13 protein-coding genes are annotated in these 14,778 nt (G+C 40.1%); 5 read left to right on the top strand and 8 right to left on the bottom strand.

From position 1 onward, the window contains the following. Window positions 1–34 precede the first annotated feature (34 nt). Complete coding sequence (locus tag ACLBWE_RS13070) at window positions 35–838, bottom strand: thioesterase family protein (protein WP_005047651.1); 804 nt, start codon at window positions 836–838, stop codon at window positions 35–37. A gap of 197 nt (window positions 839–1,035) precedes the next feature. Beyond that, the gene (locus ACLBWE_RS13065; protein ID WP_447603365.1) at window positions 1,036–2,838 is read right to left on the bottom strand and encodes an acyl-CoA dehydrogenase C-terminal domain-containing protein; all 1,803 of its coding nucleotides are present in this window, start codon (window positions 2,836–2,838) and stop codon (window positions 1,036–1,038) included. Window positions 2,839–3,157: 319 nt separating this feature from the next. Between ACLBWE_RS13065 and ACLBWE_RS13060 the strand changes: the two genes are divergently transcribed. Continuing rightward, on the top strand, window positions 3,158–3,592 hold the full coding sequence (locus ACLBWE_RS13060) for a PaaI family thioesterase (protein WP_004642405.1): 435 nt from the start codon (window positions 3,158–3,160) through the stop codon (window positions 3,590–3,592). Between the two features lie 20 nt (window positions 3,593–3,612). On the opposite strand, the gene ACLBWE_RS13055 is transcribed toward ACLBWE_RS13060, so the two are convergent. From ACLBWE_RS13055 to ACLBWE_RS13030, 6 genes are read right to left on the bottom strand one after another with little or no spacing between them, the layout of a single operon-like run. Then, window positions 3,613–4,830 (bottom strand): MFS transporter, encoded by a 1,218-nt coding sequence (locus tag ACLBWE_RS13055; protein WP_045125308.1) that lies wholly within the window; start codon window positions 4,828–4,830, stop codon window positions 3,613–3,615. Between the two features lie 18 nt (window positions 4,831–4,848). Continuing rightward, window positions 4,849–6,165: an outer membrane trimeric porin-like protein DcaP gene (gene dcaP, locus ACLBWE_RS13050; protein WP_447603362.1), complete on the bottom strand. Its 1,317-nt coding sequence runs from the start codon at window positions 6,163–6,165 to the stop codon at window positions 4,849–4,851. Window positions 6,166–6,203: 38 nt separating this feature from the next. Beyond that, window positions 6,204–6,857 carry a 3-oxoacid CoA-transferase subunit B gene (locus ACLBWE_RS13045; protein ID WP_348951192.1) on the bottom strand — a complete coding sequence of 218 codons (654 nt, stop codon included), beginning with the start codon at window positions 6,855–6,857 and terminating at the stop codon, window positions 6,204–6,206. Then, window positions 6,857–7,525: a 3-oxoacid CoA-transferase subunit A gene (locus ACLBWE_RS13040; protein ID WP_447603360.1), complete on the bottom strand. Its 669-nt coding sequence runs from the start codon at window positions 7,523–7,525 to the stop codon at window positions 6,857–6,859. Before ACLBWE_RS13040 ends, ACLBWE_RS13045 begins: the two co-directional genes overlap by 1 nt. A 47-nt stretch (window positions 7,526–7,572) precedes the next feature. Then, entirely contained in the window at window positions 7,573–8,856 is a 1,284-nt protein-coding gene (locus ACLBWE_RS13035; RefSeq protein ID WP_447603358.1) for an MFS transporter, read from the bottom strand. Between the two features lie 58 nt (window positions 8,857–8,914). Continuing rightward, the gene (locus ACLBWE_RS13030) at window positions 8,915–10,069 is read right to left on the bottom strand and encodes an acyl-CoA dehydrogenase family protein (protein WP_447603356.1); all 1,155 of its coding nucleotides are present in this window, start codon (window positions 10,067–10,069) and stop codon (window positions 8,915–8,917) included. Window positions 10,070–10,380: 311 nt separating this feature from the next. Between ACLBWE_RS13030 and ACLBWE_RS13025 the strand changes: the two genes are divergently transcribed. From ACLBWE_RS13025 to ACLBWE_RS13010, 4 genes are all read left to right on the top strand, one after another. Beyond that, a complete protein-coding gene (locus ACLBWE_RS13025) occupies window positions 10,381–11,169 on the top strand; it encodes an enoyl-CoA hydratase (RefSeq protein WP_005041507.1) in 789 nt (262 codons plus the stop codon). A 29-nt stretch (window positions 11,170–11,198) separates the two neighbouring features. Continuing rightward, window positions 11,199–11,960, top strand: a complete 762-nt coding sequence (locus tag ACLBWE_RS13020; protein WP_447603354.1) for an SDR family oxidoreductase — start codon at window positions 11,199–11,201, stop codon at window positions 11,958–11,960. Window positions 11,961–12,021: 61 nt separating this feature from the next. Beyond that, window positions 12,022–13,545 (top strand): 3-hydroxyacyl-CoA dehydrogenase, encoded by a 1,524-nt coding sequence (locus ACLBWE_RS13015; protein ID WP_447603352.1) that lies wholly within the window; start codon window positions 12,022–12,024, stop codon window positions 13,543–13,545. Between the two features lie 14 nt (window positions 13,546–13,559). Further along, complete coding sequence (locus ACLBWE_RS13010; RefSeq protein WP_198496048.1) at window positions 13,560–14,765, top strand: 3-oxoadipyl-CoA thiolase; 1,206 nt, start codon at window positions 13,560–13,562, stop codon at window positions 14,763–14,765. Window positions 14,766–14,778 lie beyond the last annotated feature (13 nt).

The following is a 14,778-nucleotide window of genomic DNA, read 5'->3' as shown; positions in this document are numbered from 1 at the left end:
TCCTGAGGGATGACTTTTTTATGGGTTCAAATATTTATTTGGTCATCTTACGTAAAGTTAAAATCTGCTCGCTTCGCCCAAATGGGCCATAGAGGTCATGTAAAACCGCACTGGTTAAGCCAATCCCATCCGATCCATATTGCTGAACAGTTTCCAAACCTAGCCATTTACCTTGAGGATAACGATGCATGTGAATTTGCAAATCAAGATTTGGAAAACCCCACGTAAATTCACCCTCTTGTCTTGGTACAATTCCGTTTGCGGTATCCACCATGCCAATCAAATGTGCAAAATCTGTGGTCGGCTGCCCTTCAACCATTTCTTTATCATTATTTAGCCAAACAATGCCTTTACCTGCGCGATGCTGATCATCAATTTTTGTCACTAATGTTTGAATAAAACCACCCGGCCATCTTTTCATACCCTTCCACTCTGTAAAAGAGTCTGGATGATGAACTGGCTGATCTTCAAGCCCAGCAATATCAGAACTGTCTTGAGTACACATTCGCCATGCTCTGGCAACAATACAAGTTTTACCTTGTGCTTGCATTTCAGCTTCTATTAGCTCAATTGTTTTTCCGGCACGAATCACTTGGGTCTTAATTGTAAATTCACCAAATGCAATAAGACCGAAAATATCAAAACTAATTCGACCAATTCTCATTCCTTGTCGTGGTGAAAACTGCTCTAACTCCGCTGCTATTAAGCCACTTGCTGGTGCCATATGCTGTTCATGAGGGTTCCAAGTGCCTTGTGCATGAACAGTTGAGCAATAATGAGCAATAACTTCACCTTGAGGACCAATTGATCTATTCAGTAATTGATAATAAGCATTCATGATTTTCTTTCCTTAGTCCTTATCGAACATCAATATTTAATGAAAGTTCACGTTTTAATGCTTATATTAATGGTCTATTCCCTTGGCTAAATTGGTTTTTCCTACCAAAAACTCATGAGTCTAAAGTTACAAATTTAATCAATGGGTAAAATTCCACATAAAAATTTCACCCATTGATTCTCAAAAACTACTATTTGTTAGAATGCAAAAGCATCTTGGTCAAGCTCCATGACAGATTCAGCTCCTGACTCAATTGCGGCAGCATGACTTTGTGTACGATGCAAAAGTTTTTGATAGAAAAACTTAGCTGTGCTTAGCTTCGCCTTATAAAAAGCTTCTTCTTGTGTACCTAATGCCAATTTTTCATGGGCAACTTGAGCCATTCGAGCCCAAAGATAGGCAAACACGACGTAACTGGAAAAATAAAGATAATCTACAGAGGCCGCGCCAATTTCTTCTGGATTGTGCTTCGCTTTTTCGGCAATAGTTTTAGTGAGCGATAACCATTGCTGCTTGAGTTCATCTAATTTTTCTAAATAAGGTTTCAGTGCAACATTTGCTTGATGTTTAAGAATGAATTGATCAATTAAATCTGTCATATTCTTTAAGAGCTTGCCTTCTGAATTTAAGACTTTACGTGCAAGCAAATCTAAAGATTGGATTTCAGTTGTTCCCTCATACAATGTTGAAATGCGTGCATCGCGTACAATTTGCTCCATTCCATGCTCAACAATAAACCCATGCCCACCAAACACTTGAACACCATGTTTTGCAGACTCATTACCAGACTCAGTTAAAAAGGCTTTAGCAATAGGCGTTAAAAAAGCCAGTAAATTATCGGACTGTTTTTGCTGCTCTTGATCGGATGAACTTTCAACAATGTCTACATGTTGAGCTAGAAAATAAGCTAGTGCACGTCCACCTTCAGCAAATGCTTTTTGTGTCATTAACATTGAACGCACGGCAGGATGCACAATAATCGGATCGGCATTCTTTTCTGGATATTTTGGACCAGATAATGAACGCATTGCGAGCCGCTCTTTTGCATAACTTAACGCGCCCTGAAATGAAATTTCAGAGGCAGCGAGCCCTTGTACTGCCGTTCCAATACGTGCCGTATTCATAAAGGTAAACATACAATTAAGCCCACGATTTTCCGGACCAATCAAATAACCTTGAGCACCATCAAAGTTAAGAACACAGGTGGCATTTCCGTGAATACCCATTTTATGTTCAATGGCACTACAGATGACCTGATTGCGATCTTGCAAATTACCTTCATCATCTACATTAAATTTAGGCACGATAAACAAAGAAATACCTTTTGTGCCTGCGGGTGCCTGAGGTAATCGAGCTAAAACAATATGAATAATATTTTCAGACAGATCGTGTTCACCTGCCGATATAAAAATCTTTTCCCCAGTAATTGAGTAACTACCATCCGGATTTGGTTCAGCCTTAGTTCTAATTAAACCAAGGTCCGAGCCCGCATGTGATTCGGTTAAACACATGGTTCCAGTCCAGGTTCCACTAATTAACTTGGTTAAAAACTGCTGCTTTTGCTGTTCTGTTCCGTGGTGTTCAATTGTTCTCATCGCACCATGAGATAACCCCTGATACATTGCCCAAGCCCAGTTAGAACCACACAACATTTCAGAAATCGCAATGCGTAATAGAGTTGGTAAGCCCTGCCCACCATATTCAGGGTCAGCGGTTAGTGAGGTAAATCCAAGTTCGGCATATTTTTGGTAGGCTTCTTTAAAACCTTTCGGTGTAGTCACTACGCCCTGATTTAAATGACACCCTTCTTGATCACCATTTTGATTAATAGGTGCCAATTCATTTTCACAGAAATCTGCTGCTGCCTCTAAATATTGATCAATTAATTCTCGATTTACGCTTTCTTGATATTTGCTTAAACGTTGGTAGTTCTGTTCTGTTTGAAGCATTTCATGCAGAACAAATTGCATATCACGTAATGGAGCTTTGTATAAAGGCATAGTTTTTTCCCTTTCACTTCACTGTCTGTTTCATGCAGGCAGATATGTTTTTCCTTGAATAGACTTTTATTTTTTCAACTCAACCAAAATATCAAAAAATTTCTTATAGCAAAACTAGTTTTCACTATTTTCATAAAATTTAACAAGTAAAAACATCCATCAAATATTCAGTATATTGTATTTAAATAGTTTTATTGAATTAATGCATATAGAAATAAAAAACTGATTGCTATTTTAATTTTGTACTGCAAAATATTATTCCGTAAAAAATCATTTTATAGTATTGTTATTACATTGCTTAATCATCTAAGGACGATTTATGGATAGCCCGAAATACACAGGTCTTGAATTTTTAACAGCTTTAAAAAATGGCGAAGTTTCTCCATCACCTATGGCTCACACCATCCCCATGCAACTAGTAGAAGTTTCCGAAGGTAAAGCCACTTATAAAGTTACACCTAAGCAAGAACATCGAAATATACAAGGCGGTGTACACGGCGGCTTTTGTGCCACAGCTTTAGATACAGCTACAGGAAGTGCTGCGCATACATTACTGGAACATGGAGTGGGTTATGGGACTATTGATTTGAATGTAAAAATGATTCGTCCTATGCAAGTTGATACGTCTTACTACGCAAAGGCCGAGTTGATTAATGCGGGGCGCAATATTATTAGCACCGAAGGTAAAATCGTGGATGAAAACGGAAAAGTATATGCTTTTGCCACTGCCACATTAATGATTATTCGAAAATAAAAGCCCTGTTAAGCTCCTCCTTATGGAGCTTTTTCTTGCTTTGCAATTTTGTCCATTTCATAGAAATCTAAGCGATCAATCATAAAACTCACAATAGCCAAACTTATACCTAAAGCCACACAGGCTTCCCATCCCCAGTGTTTCCATGCATAAACTGCAATAAAAGAGCCCAAGGCCGCTCCACCGAAATAGAGCGTCATATAAATTGAGTTAATGCGGGAACGCGCCTGCGCGGAAATTCGATAAACCAGATTTTGATTGAGTACATGAAATGCCGACAGCCCAAAGTAAGCCATAATTACGCCAACCGCATAGGCCACTAAAGATTGCTGTGCAAAAAATAGTGGTATCCATGCAGTAATTAATAAGACCATGCTAACCAGTGCGACTTTATTCTCAAGTCCCGCTGCAATTTTCTTACCCGCCCACGGTGTGGCAAACACACCAGCTAACCCGACAATTCCAAATAGACCAATTTGGAAATCATTAAAATGATAAGGAGCATTGGCTAAAAGGAATGTCATGGTTGTAAAAATAAGTGCCAAAATACCAAAACCAATTCCACCAGCAAAACCACGGCGAAGCAGATGAGGTTGATGCGCCGCTAATGAAAATAATGAACTGTAAATTTGTAGAATATTGAGTTGATGGGATTTACGCGCAACCGGTAATTTTGACCACATGATCCAAGCAAAAAACAGAATGACGATGCCACTAATTAAATAAACGGCATGCCAAGACCAAACCGTAGAAAGTAAACCCGCAATAGAGCGCGCCAATAAAATTCCCAAGAACAGACCACTCATGAGAGTCCCTACAACTTGCGGGCTTTTTTTCGGCCCTGCCAAACCTGCGGCAAATGGAACCAGAACTTGAGTTGCAATAGAAAAGAATGTCGCTAAAAAGGTAAAGCCATATAAGACTGGCAAGGTTTGGCTAAAAGAAAGCCCCACTTGTGCAAGTCCCGTACAACACATGAGCAAACAAATATAACTACGCTTTTCAAAGAAATCACCGAGGGGTACCAATAGAAACAGACCTACTGCATAAGACAGTTGTCCAATCACAATGGTTAAAGCCACTTGCTCGGCATTAGCCTGCAAGGCTTTGGCAATTGAATAAATTAAAGGCTGGTTATAATAGTTCGAGCCCGCACAAATCCCGCATGTCATCGCCATGATAAAAATAAAGCTTTTTGACAAAATATTGTCTGCATCGGGTCGAACTATTTTTTCCATTTTTAATTACGCCCTATTTTAAAATTTATACATCGACACAAAGTTTACACGTGACACATCGGCTGTTCTGCCATCAAAGACTTCTCGTTTACCTTGATGGTATTCCATACCGATATCCATTTGTTCAATAGGTGAATAAAAAACGTTAGCAGCATAGTCGGTTAAACGCTTATTGGCATCGGGATTGAGTTTGGCATAAGCCGTATCGTCATCATAATCAAACATTGAAGCCGATAAGTTTGCACGCCATTGCTCATTGAATTTATATGAATAACCAATATTTACGCTATTGAGTTTATTCATAACTAAATCTGTTTTTTCTTCATTTAAAGAAAAATCACCCGCTGCATTTAAACTTGTTGAATTAGCCAAGCCGCTTTGCGTGGTGTACGGCATAAATTTTTGATCACCAACAATATATTGATAATTAGCCTGTACCGATTGCTGTGGCGTTAATTGGTATTTTAATCCGCCACCTGCGCCCCAACTTACTTTTTTCACTGTTGCGGTTGCTACATCTGCTGACTTCTCGTTAATAAAACCTTGAGCAAGTGCTGTTAAAGGACCTTGTTTAAAGCTATAGCGCCCTGTTAAAGTTGGAAATGCCGAGACTCTCGAACCTGTATATTCCAAGGCTACTTTTAAATCATTATTGGCATCTATTTTCCAGTCATAGCGAATTTGAGGCGTCCGTGTATAGGAAGTTCCCACAAATTGCGTGTAATCGACGGCTTCAGTACGTGTTTCCATGTTGGACATGAGTGACCATGTTTGACCAAACGTCCAGTCTTTATAAGTGAAAAATGCATGTCGAATACGGAATTTACCATCACCCGTTCCCATGTTAGAGCTATCAAAGAAATCGGCTTCAATATTCCCCGTCACAGCTTTATTTGGGCTATTAAAATAAACGCCTAGTCTGCTTGCATTAATCATGGCATCAGAACGCGCATGATTTGAACGTTTTTCACTCTCAAAAGGTGTTCGGTACAGACTGCTGGTTGTTCTCCCCCCCGAATCAGGTGAAGATTTAAAATCGACCGCTGCATCAATACGAGCAATACCATAAACCTTAACATTGTCGGTCCAAGTCACCCATGACGGAGCAATAGGCTTAGTAGGTTCAACTGTTTTATTCTTTTCGATGTTTTCTTCAATTTTTACTTGTTTGACTTGTAAATTATTTTGAGTTTGCTTTTGAGCTGCCAATTCTGCTTTTAACTTTTGTAGCTCACTTTCTAGCAAATTAATTCGCTGTTCTGTTGTATCTGAAGAATTTGCAAAAATAGTCCCTGAAGCCGTAGCGCAAGCTACAGCTAAAATTAATTTTTTCATCTTTTAATCCTTAAAGAAGCGTTTTTTCCGTGTGTATTTTAGGCTACACGTGCATCTATTAGCTCACAGTCGGTCACTGCCTGTAATTCATCAAGACTTAAACCGTCTACCATTTCCGTCACATAAGCTTTTTGATCTTTGAGTTCAATAATGCATAAATCGGTATAAATACGGTTTACACACTGCTCACCAGTCATTGGATATGTAAGTTCCTTTACAATTTTGGACTCGCCTTTTTTGGTGACATGTTCCATATAGACGTAAATTGTTTTAGCGCCAACTGCCAAATCCATGGCACCACCTACTGCCGGTACATCATCTGCTTTACCGGTATGCCAGTTTGCCAAGTCTCCATTTACAGCAACTTGAAATGCACCAATCACGCAAATGTCTAAATGGCCACCACGCATAATGTCAAACGAGTCACCGTGATGCATAAAGCATCCACCGTCTAATAAAGTGACAAGTTCTTTTCCAGCATTGACTAAATCTTGGTCTTCTTCGCCGGGTTGTGGCGGTGGACCAAAAGCCAACACACCATTTTCCGAATGTAAAAAGATTTCTTTGTCTTTTGGCAAAAATTTGGCAACGTTGGTAGGCAGGCCAATACCTAAATTGACATAAGAACCTTCTGGAATGTCATTTGCAATGAGTTTGGCAATATCTTCACGAGAACGTTTTTGAGCTGACATTAGATATCTCCTACTTTTACAACGTGCTGAACAAAAATTCCTGGTGTGATAATGCACTCTGGGTCAAGCGTTCCTAGCTCTACGGTGTCATTAACTTGAACAATCGTATTTTTTGCGGCTTTTGCCATAATTGGGCCAAAATTACGGGCCGCTTTGCGGTAAGTTAAATTGCCCCAGCGGTCGGCCTTATCTGCATAAATGAGTGCAAAATCAGCTTCAAGTGGATATTCAAGCACATAATTTTTACCATTAATGGTTCGGGTTTCTTTACCTTCGGCAACTTTGGTGCCATATCCCGTTGGAGTAAAAATAGCGCCTAGACCTGCACCTGCTGCCTGAATACGACATGCCAAATTCCCTTGTGGAACCAGCTCTAACTCAATTTTTCCCGCTCGATATAAGTTTTGAAAAACAGTTGATCCCGCAGATTTTGGAAATGAACAAATCATTTTTTTAACGCATCCAGCAATAATCAGATTTGTTAAACCACGATCACCCGAAGCTGCATTGTTATTTACAATGGTGAGTTCTTTTTTTCCTAAATCAATTAAGGCCTCAATTAATTCAGCAGGTTGCCCCGTAACACCAAACCCGCCCGTCATGATGGTTGCTCCATCAGGAATAGCTTTTAAAATCGGTTCAATGTCACTGGTGATTTTATTTATCATCTCACTTATCCCTTTTCATCCTTAATTTAAGGTGACAGATTGATCTGTCACTCTGCCTTTTGTGGGTTAAATAGTCGGTCTTTAATAAATAACAATGGAATCACACCGCAGATAAAATAAGCAGCAGCCATCACCAAGAGTCCTAAGCCAATAGAACCACTTTGAGACAGATAACCAATCGTTAATGGAGAGAAAATTGAAAGCACTTTACCAATGTTATAGGCTCCCCCAACCGCAGAACCACGAATCGAAGTTGGGAAGCTTTCAGTCATATAGGTGGCATTAATGGCGTATGGAATGCCATACAAGAAACCGAAGAACAGCATCATCCATAAAATATTAGCGGGTGTATTTAAATAGACAATGACAGGAATAAATAAGGCTGTACCAATGGTTCCAAAAGCGAATACAGCACGGCGACCCAATTTATCTGCAACAATGCCTGCAATCACTTTGGCAAACATCATAATCAGGAAGGTACCGACCATATACATGGCCATTTCTTTAAACTTGATGCCTAGATCAGACTCTAAATAAGCTGGTAACCAGTTACTTACGCCGTAATAACCAAACTGTAAAGCGCCTGTACTAATAATCCAAAGAACAAACATGGTGCCATGTTTTTTATCTCTTAAAATCTCAAGATATGGGTTTTGACGTTTTTTAGGGTGAGTACTTTGGGCCACTTCCAAAGCTTTTAACTGACGAGATTTTTTCCATGATTCAGGTTCAGGCACACAAAAGTGCATCAGAATTGATAACACCACAGGGGTAATTGCAATCCAGTACAAGAAACGCCAGCCATGTTCAGGAATAATATGGCCTGCCAATAAGGTCGCTAATAAAGAACCCAAGGTATAACCGGTCATGAGGGTTGCCAAAACAGTCGAGCGATGTTTGGTTGGAACCATTTCTGACATTAAAATATTACAGGCAATATAAAGTGCGCCTAAGCCCATCGCTCCAAAGGTTCTTAAGATGGCAAACTGCATATAAGAATCTGTAAAACCAAGTGCACAGGTTAAGACTGAAGAGTAAGCAATAAAGAACACAATAATGCGAACCCGTCCAAAACGGTCACATGCCCAACCACCAATCAGGCCACCGACGGCTGAACCTAAAAGTGTTAAACTGCCTAAAGTTCCGGCTTGAATGCCAGTTAAATGAAACTCTGCTTTAAGACTAGTAAGGCTCAACGCCAAAAAACCTAAGTCAGCCCCATCACATAACAATGTTAAAAAAGCGAATATAAATGCTGTAATCCAAATCTTTTTCGGCGTTTGAATAGCTTCACTGCTAGCCGTATTTTGCGTAATTGTTTCTGTTGTCATGTCCATATCCTCAGAAGGAACATGAGGCATCCAATGCCTCATGGCATTTGATTTTTTATTAGGCTGTAGCTTCCCTAATCATGTTTTTAGCAATAATAATTTGTTGAACTTGCGTAGTTCCTTCATATAAGCGGAACAAACGGACATCGCGATAAAAACGTTCAATGGCATATTCACTGATATAACCTGCCCCACCGTGAATCTGTACACAGCGATCTGCGACTCGACCACACATTTCGGTTGCAAACATTTTGGCACAAGATGCTTCGGTGCTAATGTTTTCACCATTGTCACGACGGCGAGCTGCATCTAAAACCATACATTTAGCTGCATAAATTTCGGCTTTTGAGTCGGCGAGCATTGCTTGAATAAGCTGGAAGTTAGCAATAGGTTGCCCAAATTGTTTACGCTCAATCGCATAGTGAAGAGCATCATTTAACATACGCTCAGAAACGCCCACACTGTATGCACCAATATGCAAACGCCCTTTATCAAGCACTTTCATGGCCGTTTTAAAACCAACACCTTCTACACCACCAATCAGTGCAGATGCAGGTACTCGGCAATTTTCAAAAATGACATCACAGGTATGAGAACCCTTTTGTCCCATTTTTTGATCAATTTTCCCTAAAGTAATGCCTGGTGTGTTGGCTTCTACTAAAAAGGCTGAAATTCCACCTGCCCCTTTAATTTCAGGATTGGTTCGTGCCATTACTGTAAAAGTTGCAGCATGTGGTGCATTGGTAATAAAACGCTTAGTACCATTTAGAACGTAAAAATCGCCATCTTTTACTGCACTGGTTTTTAAAGAGGCTGCATCCGACCCTGACTCAGGTTCAGTTAAACAAAATGAACCTATAATTTCGCCACTTGCATAACGTGGTAAATATTTTTGCTTTTGCTCTTCTGTTCCATCAATCAAAATTGCACTTGAACCAATTCCGTTATTGGTACCAATTAAAGAACGGAAAGCTGGTGAGGTTTGCCCAAGTTCAAATGCGACTCTTACTTCTTCTTCCATGGTGATGCCTAAGCCACCATATTCTTCTGGAATTGTGAGTCCGAACAAACCGAGCTCACGCATTTGCTGCACAATGTCATCTGGAATTTTATCTTTCTCTACCACTTCGTTTTCACGAGGGATCAATTCATTTTTTACAAAATCTCGAATTGTTGAAAGTAATTGTTCCAACATCCCTTCATCACGGATCATCTGTGATCTCCCTTCTTATGTATTTTCATCGTACCCATCAGCCAATTCCAGCTTGTCTGGATACCATGCTTTAAATCTTGTTTACTGCGGATTTGTTTCATAGTACGAGAACGAAAACACAAATTTCAAGCTTTTTTGAAAATTAATTTCGTTTAACGAAATTTAAAAACAGACCAATACACAATATCAATCACTTACACTCCTTAAGAGACCACAATCGCTCTATTTAAATAAATAAGACTTGAAATAAATTCCAAAATAAGCATCATAAAAGGAATATAGTTTTGATATGCGAAACAAGGAATGCAAAAATGAGCAAAGAAATAGGGAATAATTTCGTAGATGTTGATTACACCATTCAAAAAATAGCGATTGTAAAAATTAACCGCCCAGAAGCTAAAAATGCCTTAAACGGTGAAGTTCGTAAGCAATTAGCACAGATTTTTTCCGAATTAAGTTTTAACGATGAGATCAATGCCGTTGTACTCACTGGCGGAGATGAAGTTTTTGCCGCCGGTGCAGATTTAAAAGAAATGGCAACAGCAACTTCAACAGAAATGCTATTACGTCACACTGAACGTTATTGGAACGCAATTTCCCAGTGCCCTAAACCAGTGATTGCGGCTGTAAATGGCTATGCGTTGGGTGGTGGCTGTGAATTGGCAATGCATGCCGACATTATTATTGCCGGTAAAAGTGCAGTTTTTGGACAACCAGAAATTAAAGTTGGTTTAATGCCAGGTGCTGGTGGCACACAGCGTTTATTTCGTGCAGTCGGTAAATTTCATGCTATGCGCATGATTATGACAGGTGCAATGGTGAAGGCTGAAGAAGCTTATATCATTGGGCTTGTTTCACAAGTGACAGAAGACGACCAAACTATTCCAACCGCTATTCAAATGGCACAAAGCCTAGCAAAAATGCCACCTATCGCCTTGCAGCAAATTAAAGAAGTTGCACTCATGAGTGAAGATGTTCCATTAAATGCGGGCTTAACCCTAGAACGTAAAGCATTCCAACTGCTGTTCTCTACCGAAGATAAAAATGAAGGTGTTCAAGCTTTTATTGAAAAGCGTAAACCGTCTTACCAAGGTAAATAATTTAAATAGATAACAACAAAGGAATGAAAATGGCTAAAAAAGTATTTATTAGTGCAGGTGGTTCAGGGATTGGACGCTGCATTGCTGAGGCATTTTTAAACAACGATGATGAGGTTTTCGTTTGTGATATCAATGCTCAAAGTCTAGAACAGTTTCAGAAAGATTATCCAAAATTGCACATACACGCATGTGATTTAGCAGAGCCTGAGCAAATTAAGCTTATGTTTGCCGAAGCGATCAAAAAACTTGGCCATCTTGATGTTTTAGTTAACAACATAGGCATTTCAGGCCCAACCATTGCAGCAGATGAACTGAGTTTTGATGACTGGAATACGGTTATTAATTTAAATCTGAATAGCACTTTTTTAATTACTCAATTAGCGATTCCCTTGTTAAAGCAATCAGGCGCTGGTGTCATTATTAATATGTCATCAATTGCAGGTCGCTTAGGCTATCCATATCGTTTGGCGTATTCCACTTCAAAATGGGGTCTCATTGGTTTTACTAAAACGCTTTCTATGGAACTCGGTGCAGATAATATTCGAGTTAACGCGATTCTTCCGGGTGCTGTTGATGGTGACCGTGTCCAACGCGTTCTACAGGCCCGCGCAGATGTAGCCCAAAATTCTCTTGAGAAGGTCACACAAAATGCACTTAAAAATCAGTCGCTCAAATATTTTGTAAATCCGAAACATATCGCAGATTTATGCCTATTTTTAGCCTCAGATAGTGGGCGTTCTATTTCAGGCCAGATCTTACCAATTGATGGTGATAAACAATGCTTAAGTTAAATCACCAACCCCTATTTATCCGTTTAATTTCAAATACAGATCAATAATCAGGATGATCGACATGACTTATGATATTAAAAGCATGGCTGTGATTGGTGTAGGTATTATGGGCAGTGGTATTGCTCAAATTGCTGCACAATCTGGACATACCACTTATTTATATGATGCTAAGGCAGGTGCAGCAGAACAAGCAAAAGAACAACTTGCTGCTACATTTCAAAAGTTGGTCGACAAAAATAAAATTACGGCTGAACAAGCTGCAACGGCAAATAGTCATTTAATTGTTGCGCAACAAATTGAAGATTTAAAAGATTGCGACTTGATTATTGAAGCTATTGTTGAACGTCTGGATATCAAACAAAGTTTGATGCAACAACTTGAAGAGGTTGTTTCTGAAAGTACCATCCTAGCTTCCAACACATCCTCTCTTTCTATCACGGCAATTGCTGCAAACTGCAAAAAACCTGAACGTGTGGTGGGCTACCATTTCTTTAACCCTGTTCCACTCATGAAAGTTGTTGAGGTCATTCGAGGGTTAAAAACCGACCCACTTATTATCGATGCTTTAAATAGCTTGTCTCGTGCATTCGGCCACCACCCTGTGGTTGCGAAGGACACACCAGGATTTATTATTAATCATGCTGGACGAGCTTACGGAACTGAAGCTTTAAAAATTCTAAATGAAAATGTCTGCGATATTAGTGGAATTGACCGAATTTTACGTGACGGTGTTGGTTTTAGAATGGGACCTTTCGAGCTAATGGATTTAACGGGGCTTGACGTTTCTCATCCTGTCATGGAGTCGATTTACCATCAATATTATGAAGAAGCACGCTACAAACCTAACCCGTTAACCAAACAAATGTTGGAGGCTAAACAACTCGGACGCAAGGTTAATCAAGGTTTTTATAATTATGAAACTGGTTCAAAAACAGGTGAACAACCCGCCAAGTTTGTAGACCGTTTAGCGCAATATCCAAAAGTTTGGGTAGCAGCAGATTTCTCTGATGATAAAAAGCAGCTTGAAGATTATTTAACTCAGCAAAATATTGCCTTAGATACTGGCTCTGCACCGCAATCAGACAGTTTATGTTTACTCGCTTGTTACGGCGAAGACACAACTCAAGCAGCTATACGCCTAGGCGTTAATCCAGAACAAGCAGTTGCTATAGACATGTTATATGGCATTGCAAAACATCGCACATTAATGCCTTCACTTGTCACAAAAGCTGACTACCGTCAGGCAGCTCACTCTATTTTCAATTTAGATGGAAATACGGTCAGCATGATTGCTGAAAGTATCGGGTTCGTTGCTCAGCGTGTTTTAGCCATGGTCATTAATTTAGGCTGCGATATTGCACAGCAAAATATTGCAACAGTAGATGATATTAATGCGGCAGTGCGTCTTGGTTTAGGCTACCCATTTGGCCCAATTGAGTGGGGCGACCAAGTCGGTAGTCAAAAAATCTTACTCATTCTCAACCGTATAACAGCACTTACCCATGACCCGCGCTATCGCCCTAGCCCATGGTTACAACGTCGCGTCGCGCTTAATTTACCTCTTACTTTTACTCATGAGTCTTGAAAAGGAACTTCTCAATGTTAAATGCTTATATTTATGATGGTTTACGTAGTCCAATTGGTCGCCATGCAGGTGAACTTGCCTCAATTCGTCCAGATGATTTAGCAGCGACAGTCATTCAAAAGTTACTTGAAAAAACTGGTGTTCCGGGTGCTGATATTGAAGATGTAATTTTGGGTGATACCAACCAAGCAGGTGAAGATAGCCGTAATGTTGCGAGAAACGCACTTTTACTTGCAGGTTTACCAGTAACCGTACCCGGTCAAACCGTAAACCGTCTATGTGCCAGTGGTTTAGGTGCCGTAATTGACTCTGCGCGTGCCATTACTTGTGGTGAAGGTGAGTTATATATTGCAGGTGGTGTAGAAAGTATGTCACGTGCACCCTTTGTGATGGGTAAAGCGGAAAGTGCTTATAGCCGTGATGCTAAAATTTATGACACCACGATTGGCTCTCGTTTTCCGAATAAAAAAATTATTGCCCAGTACGGCGGTCATTCAATGCCTGAAACGGGCGATAATGTTGCTGCCGACTTTGGTATTACACGAGAGCAAGCCGATTTATTTGCAGCTCAGTCACAAGCCAAATATCAAAAAGCCAAAGAAGAAGGTTTCTTTGCGGGTGAAATCACCCCAATTGAGGTTTTCCAAGGTAAAAAGCTACCACCAAAACTGGTTTCTGAAGATGAACACCCTCGCCCAAGCTCGACTGTTGAAGCACTTACAAAATTAAAACCATTGTTTGAAGGTGGTGTAGTGACTGCTGGGAACGCTTCAGGCATTAATGACGGCGCTGCGGCACTCTTGATTGGTTCAGAAGCTGCAGGTCAAAAATATGGCTTAAAGCCTATGGCAAAAATATTGTCAGCAGCGGCAGCGGGTATTGAACCCCGTATTATGGGGGCCGGCCCTATCGAAGCCATTAAAAAGGCAGTTGCACGTGCAGGGCTGACTTTAGATGACATGGATATTATTGAAATTAATGAAGCTTTTGCCTCACAAGTTTTATCTTGCTTAAAAGGCTTAAATGTTGATTTTGATGACTCTCGCGTAAATCCAAATGGCGGTGCAATTGCTATTGGTCATCCACTTGGTGCTTCTGGTGCCCGTCTTGCTTTAACTGTGGCACGTGAACTCATTCGTCGTAAAAAGAAATATGCTGTCGTAAGCCTATGTATTGGTGTGGGTCAAGGCCTCGCTATGGTGATTGAAAACGTTTCATAATTACCAAACCAGA

The organism is Acinetobacter sp. M5A5_2a, assembly GCF_053345265.1.
The sequence above is the reverse complement of the archived record's forward strand: the minus strand, read 5'-3'. Positions and strand labels throughout refer to the sequence as shown.

Coding starts and splice junctions, on each gene's coding strand:
- ACLBWE_RS13040 (WP_447603360.1), bottom strand. CDS start 7,525: ATGATAAATAAAATCACCAGTGACATTGAACCGATTTTAAAAGCTATT.
- ACLBWE_RS13015 (WP_447603352.1), top strand. CDS start 12,022: ATGACTTATGATATTAAAAGCATGGCTGTGATTGGTGTAGGTATTATG.
- ACLBWE_RS13045 (WP_348951192.1), bottom strand. CDS start 6,857: ATGTCAGCTCAAAAACGTTCTCGTGAAGATATTGCCAAACTCATTGCA.
- ACLBWE_RS13010 (WP_198496048.1), top strand. CDS start 13,560: ATGTTAAATGCTTATATTTATGATGGTTTACGTAGTCCAATTGGTCGC.
- ACLBWE_RS13060 (WP_004642405.1), top strand. CDS start 3,158: ATGGATAGCCCGAAATACACAGGTCTTGAATTTTTAACAGCTTTAAAA.
- ACLBWE_RS13065 (WP_447603365.1), bottom strand. CDS start 2,838: ATGCCTTTATACAAAGCTCCATTACGTGATATGCAATTTGTTCTGCAT.
- dcaP (WP_447603362.1), bottom strand. CDS start 6,165: ATGAAAAAATTAATTTTAGCTGTAGCTTGCGCTACGGCTTCAGGGACT.
- ACLBWE_RS13070 (WP_005047651.1), bottom strand. CDS start 838: ATGAATGCTTATTATCAATTACTGAATAGATCAATTGGTCCTCAAGGT.
- ACLBWE_RS13020 (WP_447603354.1), top strand. CDS start 11,199: ATGGCTAAAAAAGTATTTATTAGTGCAGGTGGTTCAGGGATTGGACGC.
- ACLBWE_RS13025 (WP_005041507.1), top strand. CDS start 10,381: ATGAGCAAAGAAATAGGGAATAATTTCGTAGATGTTGATTACACCATT.
- ACLBWE_RS13030 (WP_447603356.1), bottom strand. CDS start 10,069: ATGATCCGTGATGAAGGGATGTTGGAACAATTACTTTCAACAATTCGA.
- ACLBWE_RS13035 (WP_447603358.1), bottom strand. CDS start 8,856: ATGACAACAGAAACAATTACGCAAAATACGGCTAGCAGTGAAGCTATT.
- ACLBWE_RS13055 (WP_045125308.1), bottom strand. CDS start 4,830: ATGGAAAAAATAGTTCGACCCGATGCAGACAATATTTTGTCAAAAAGC.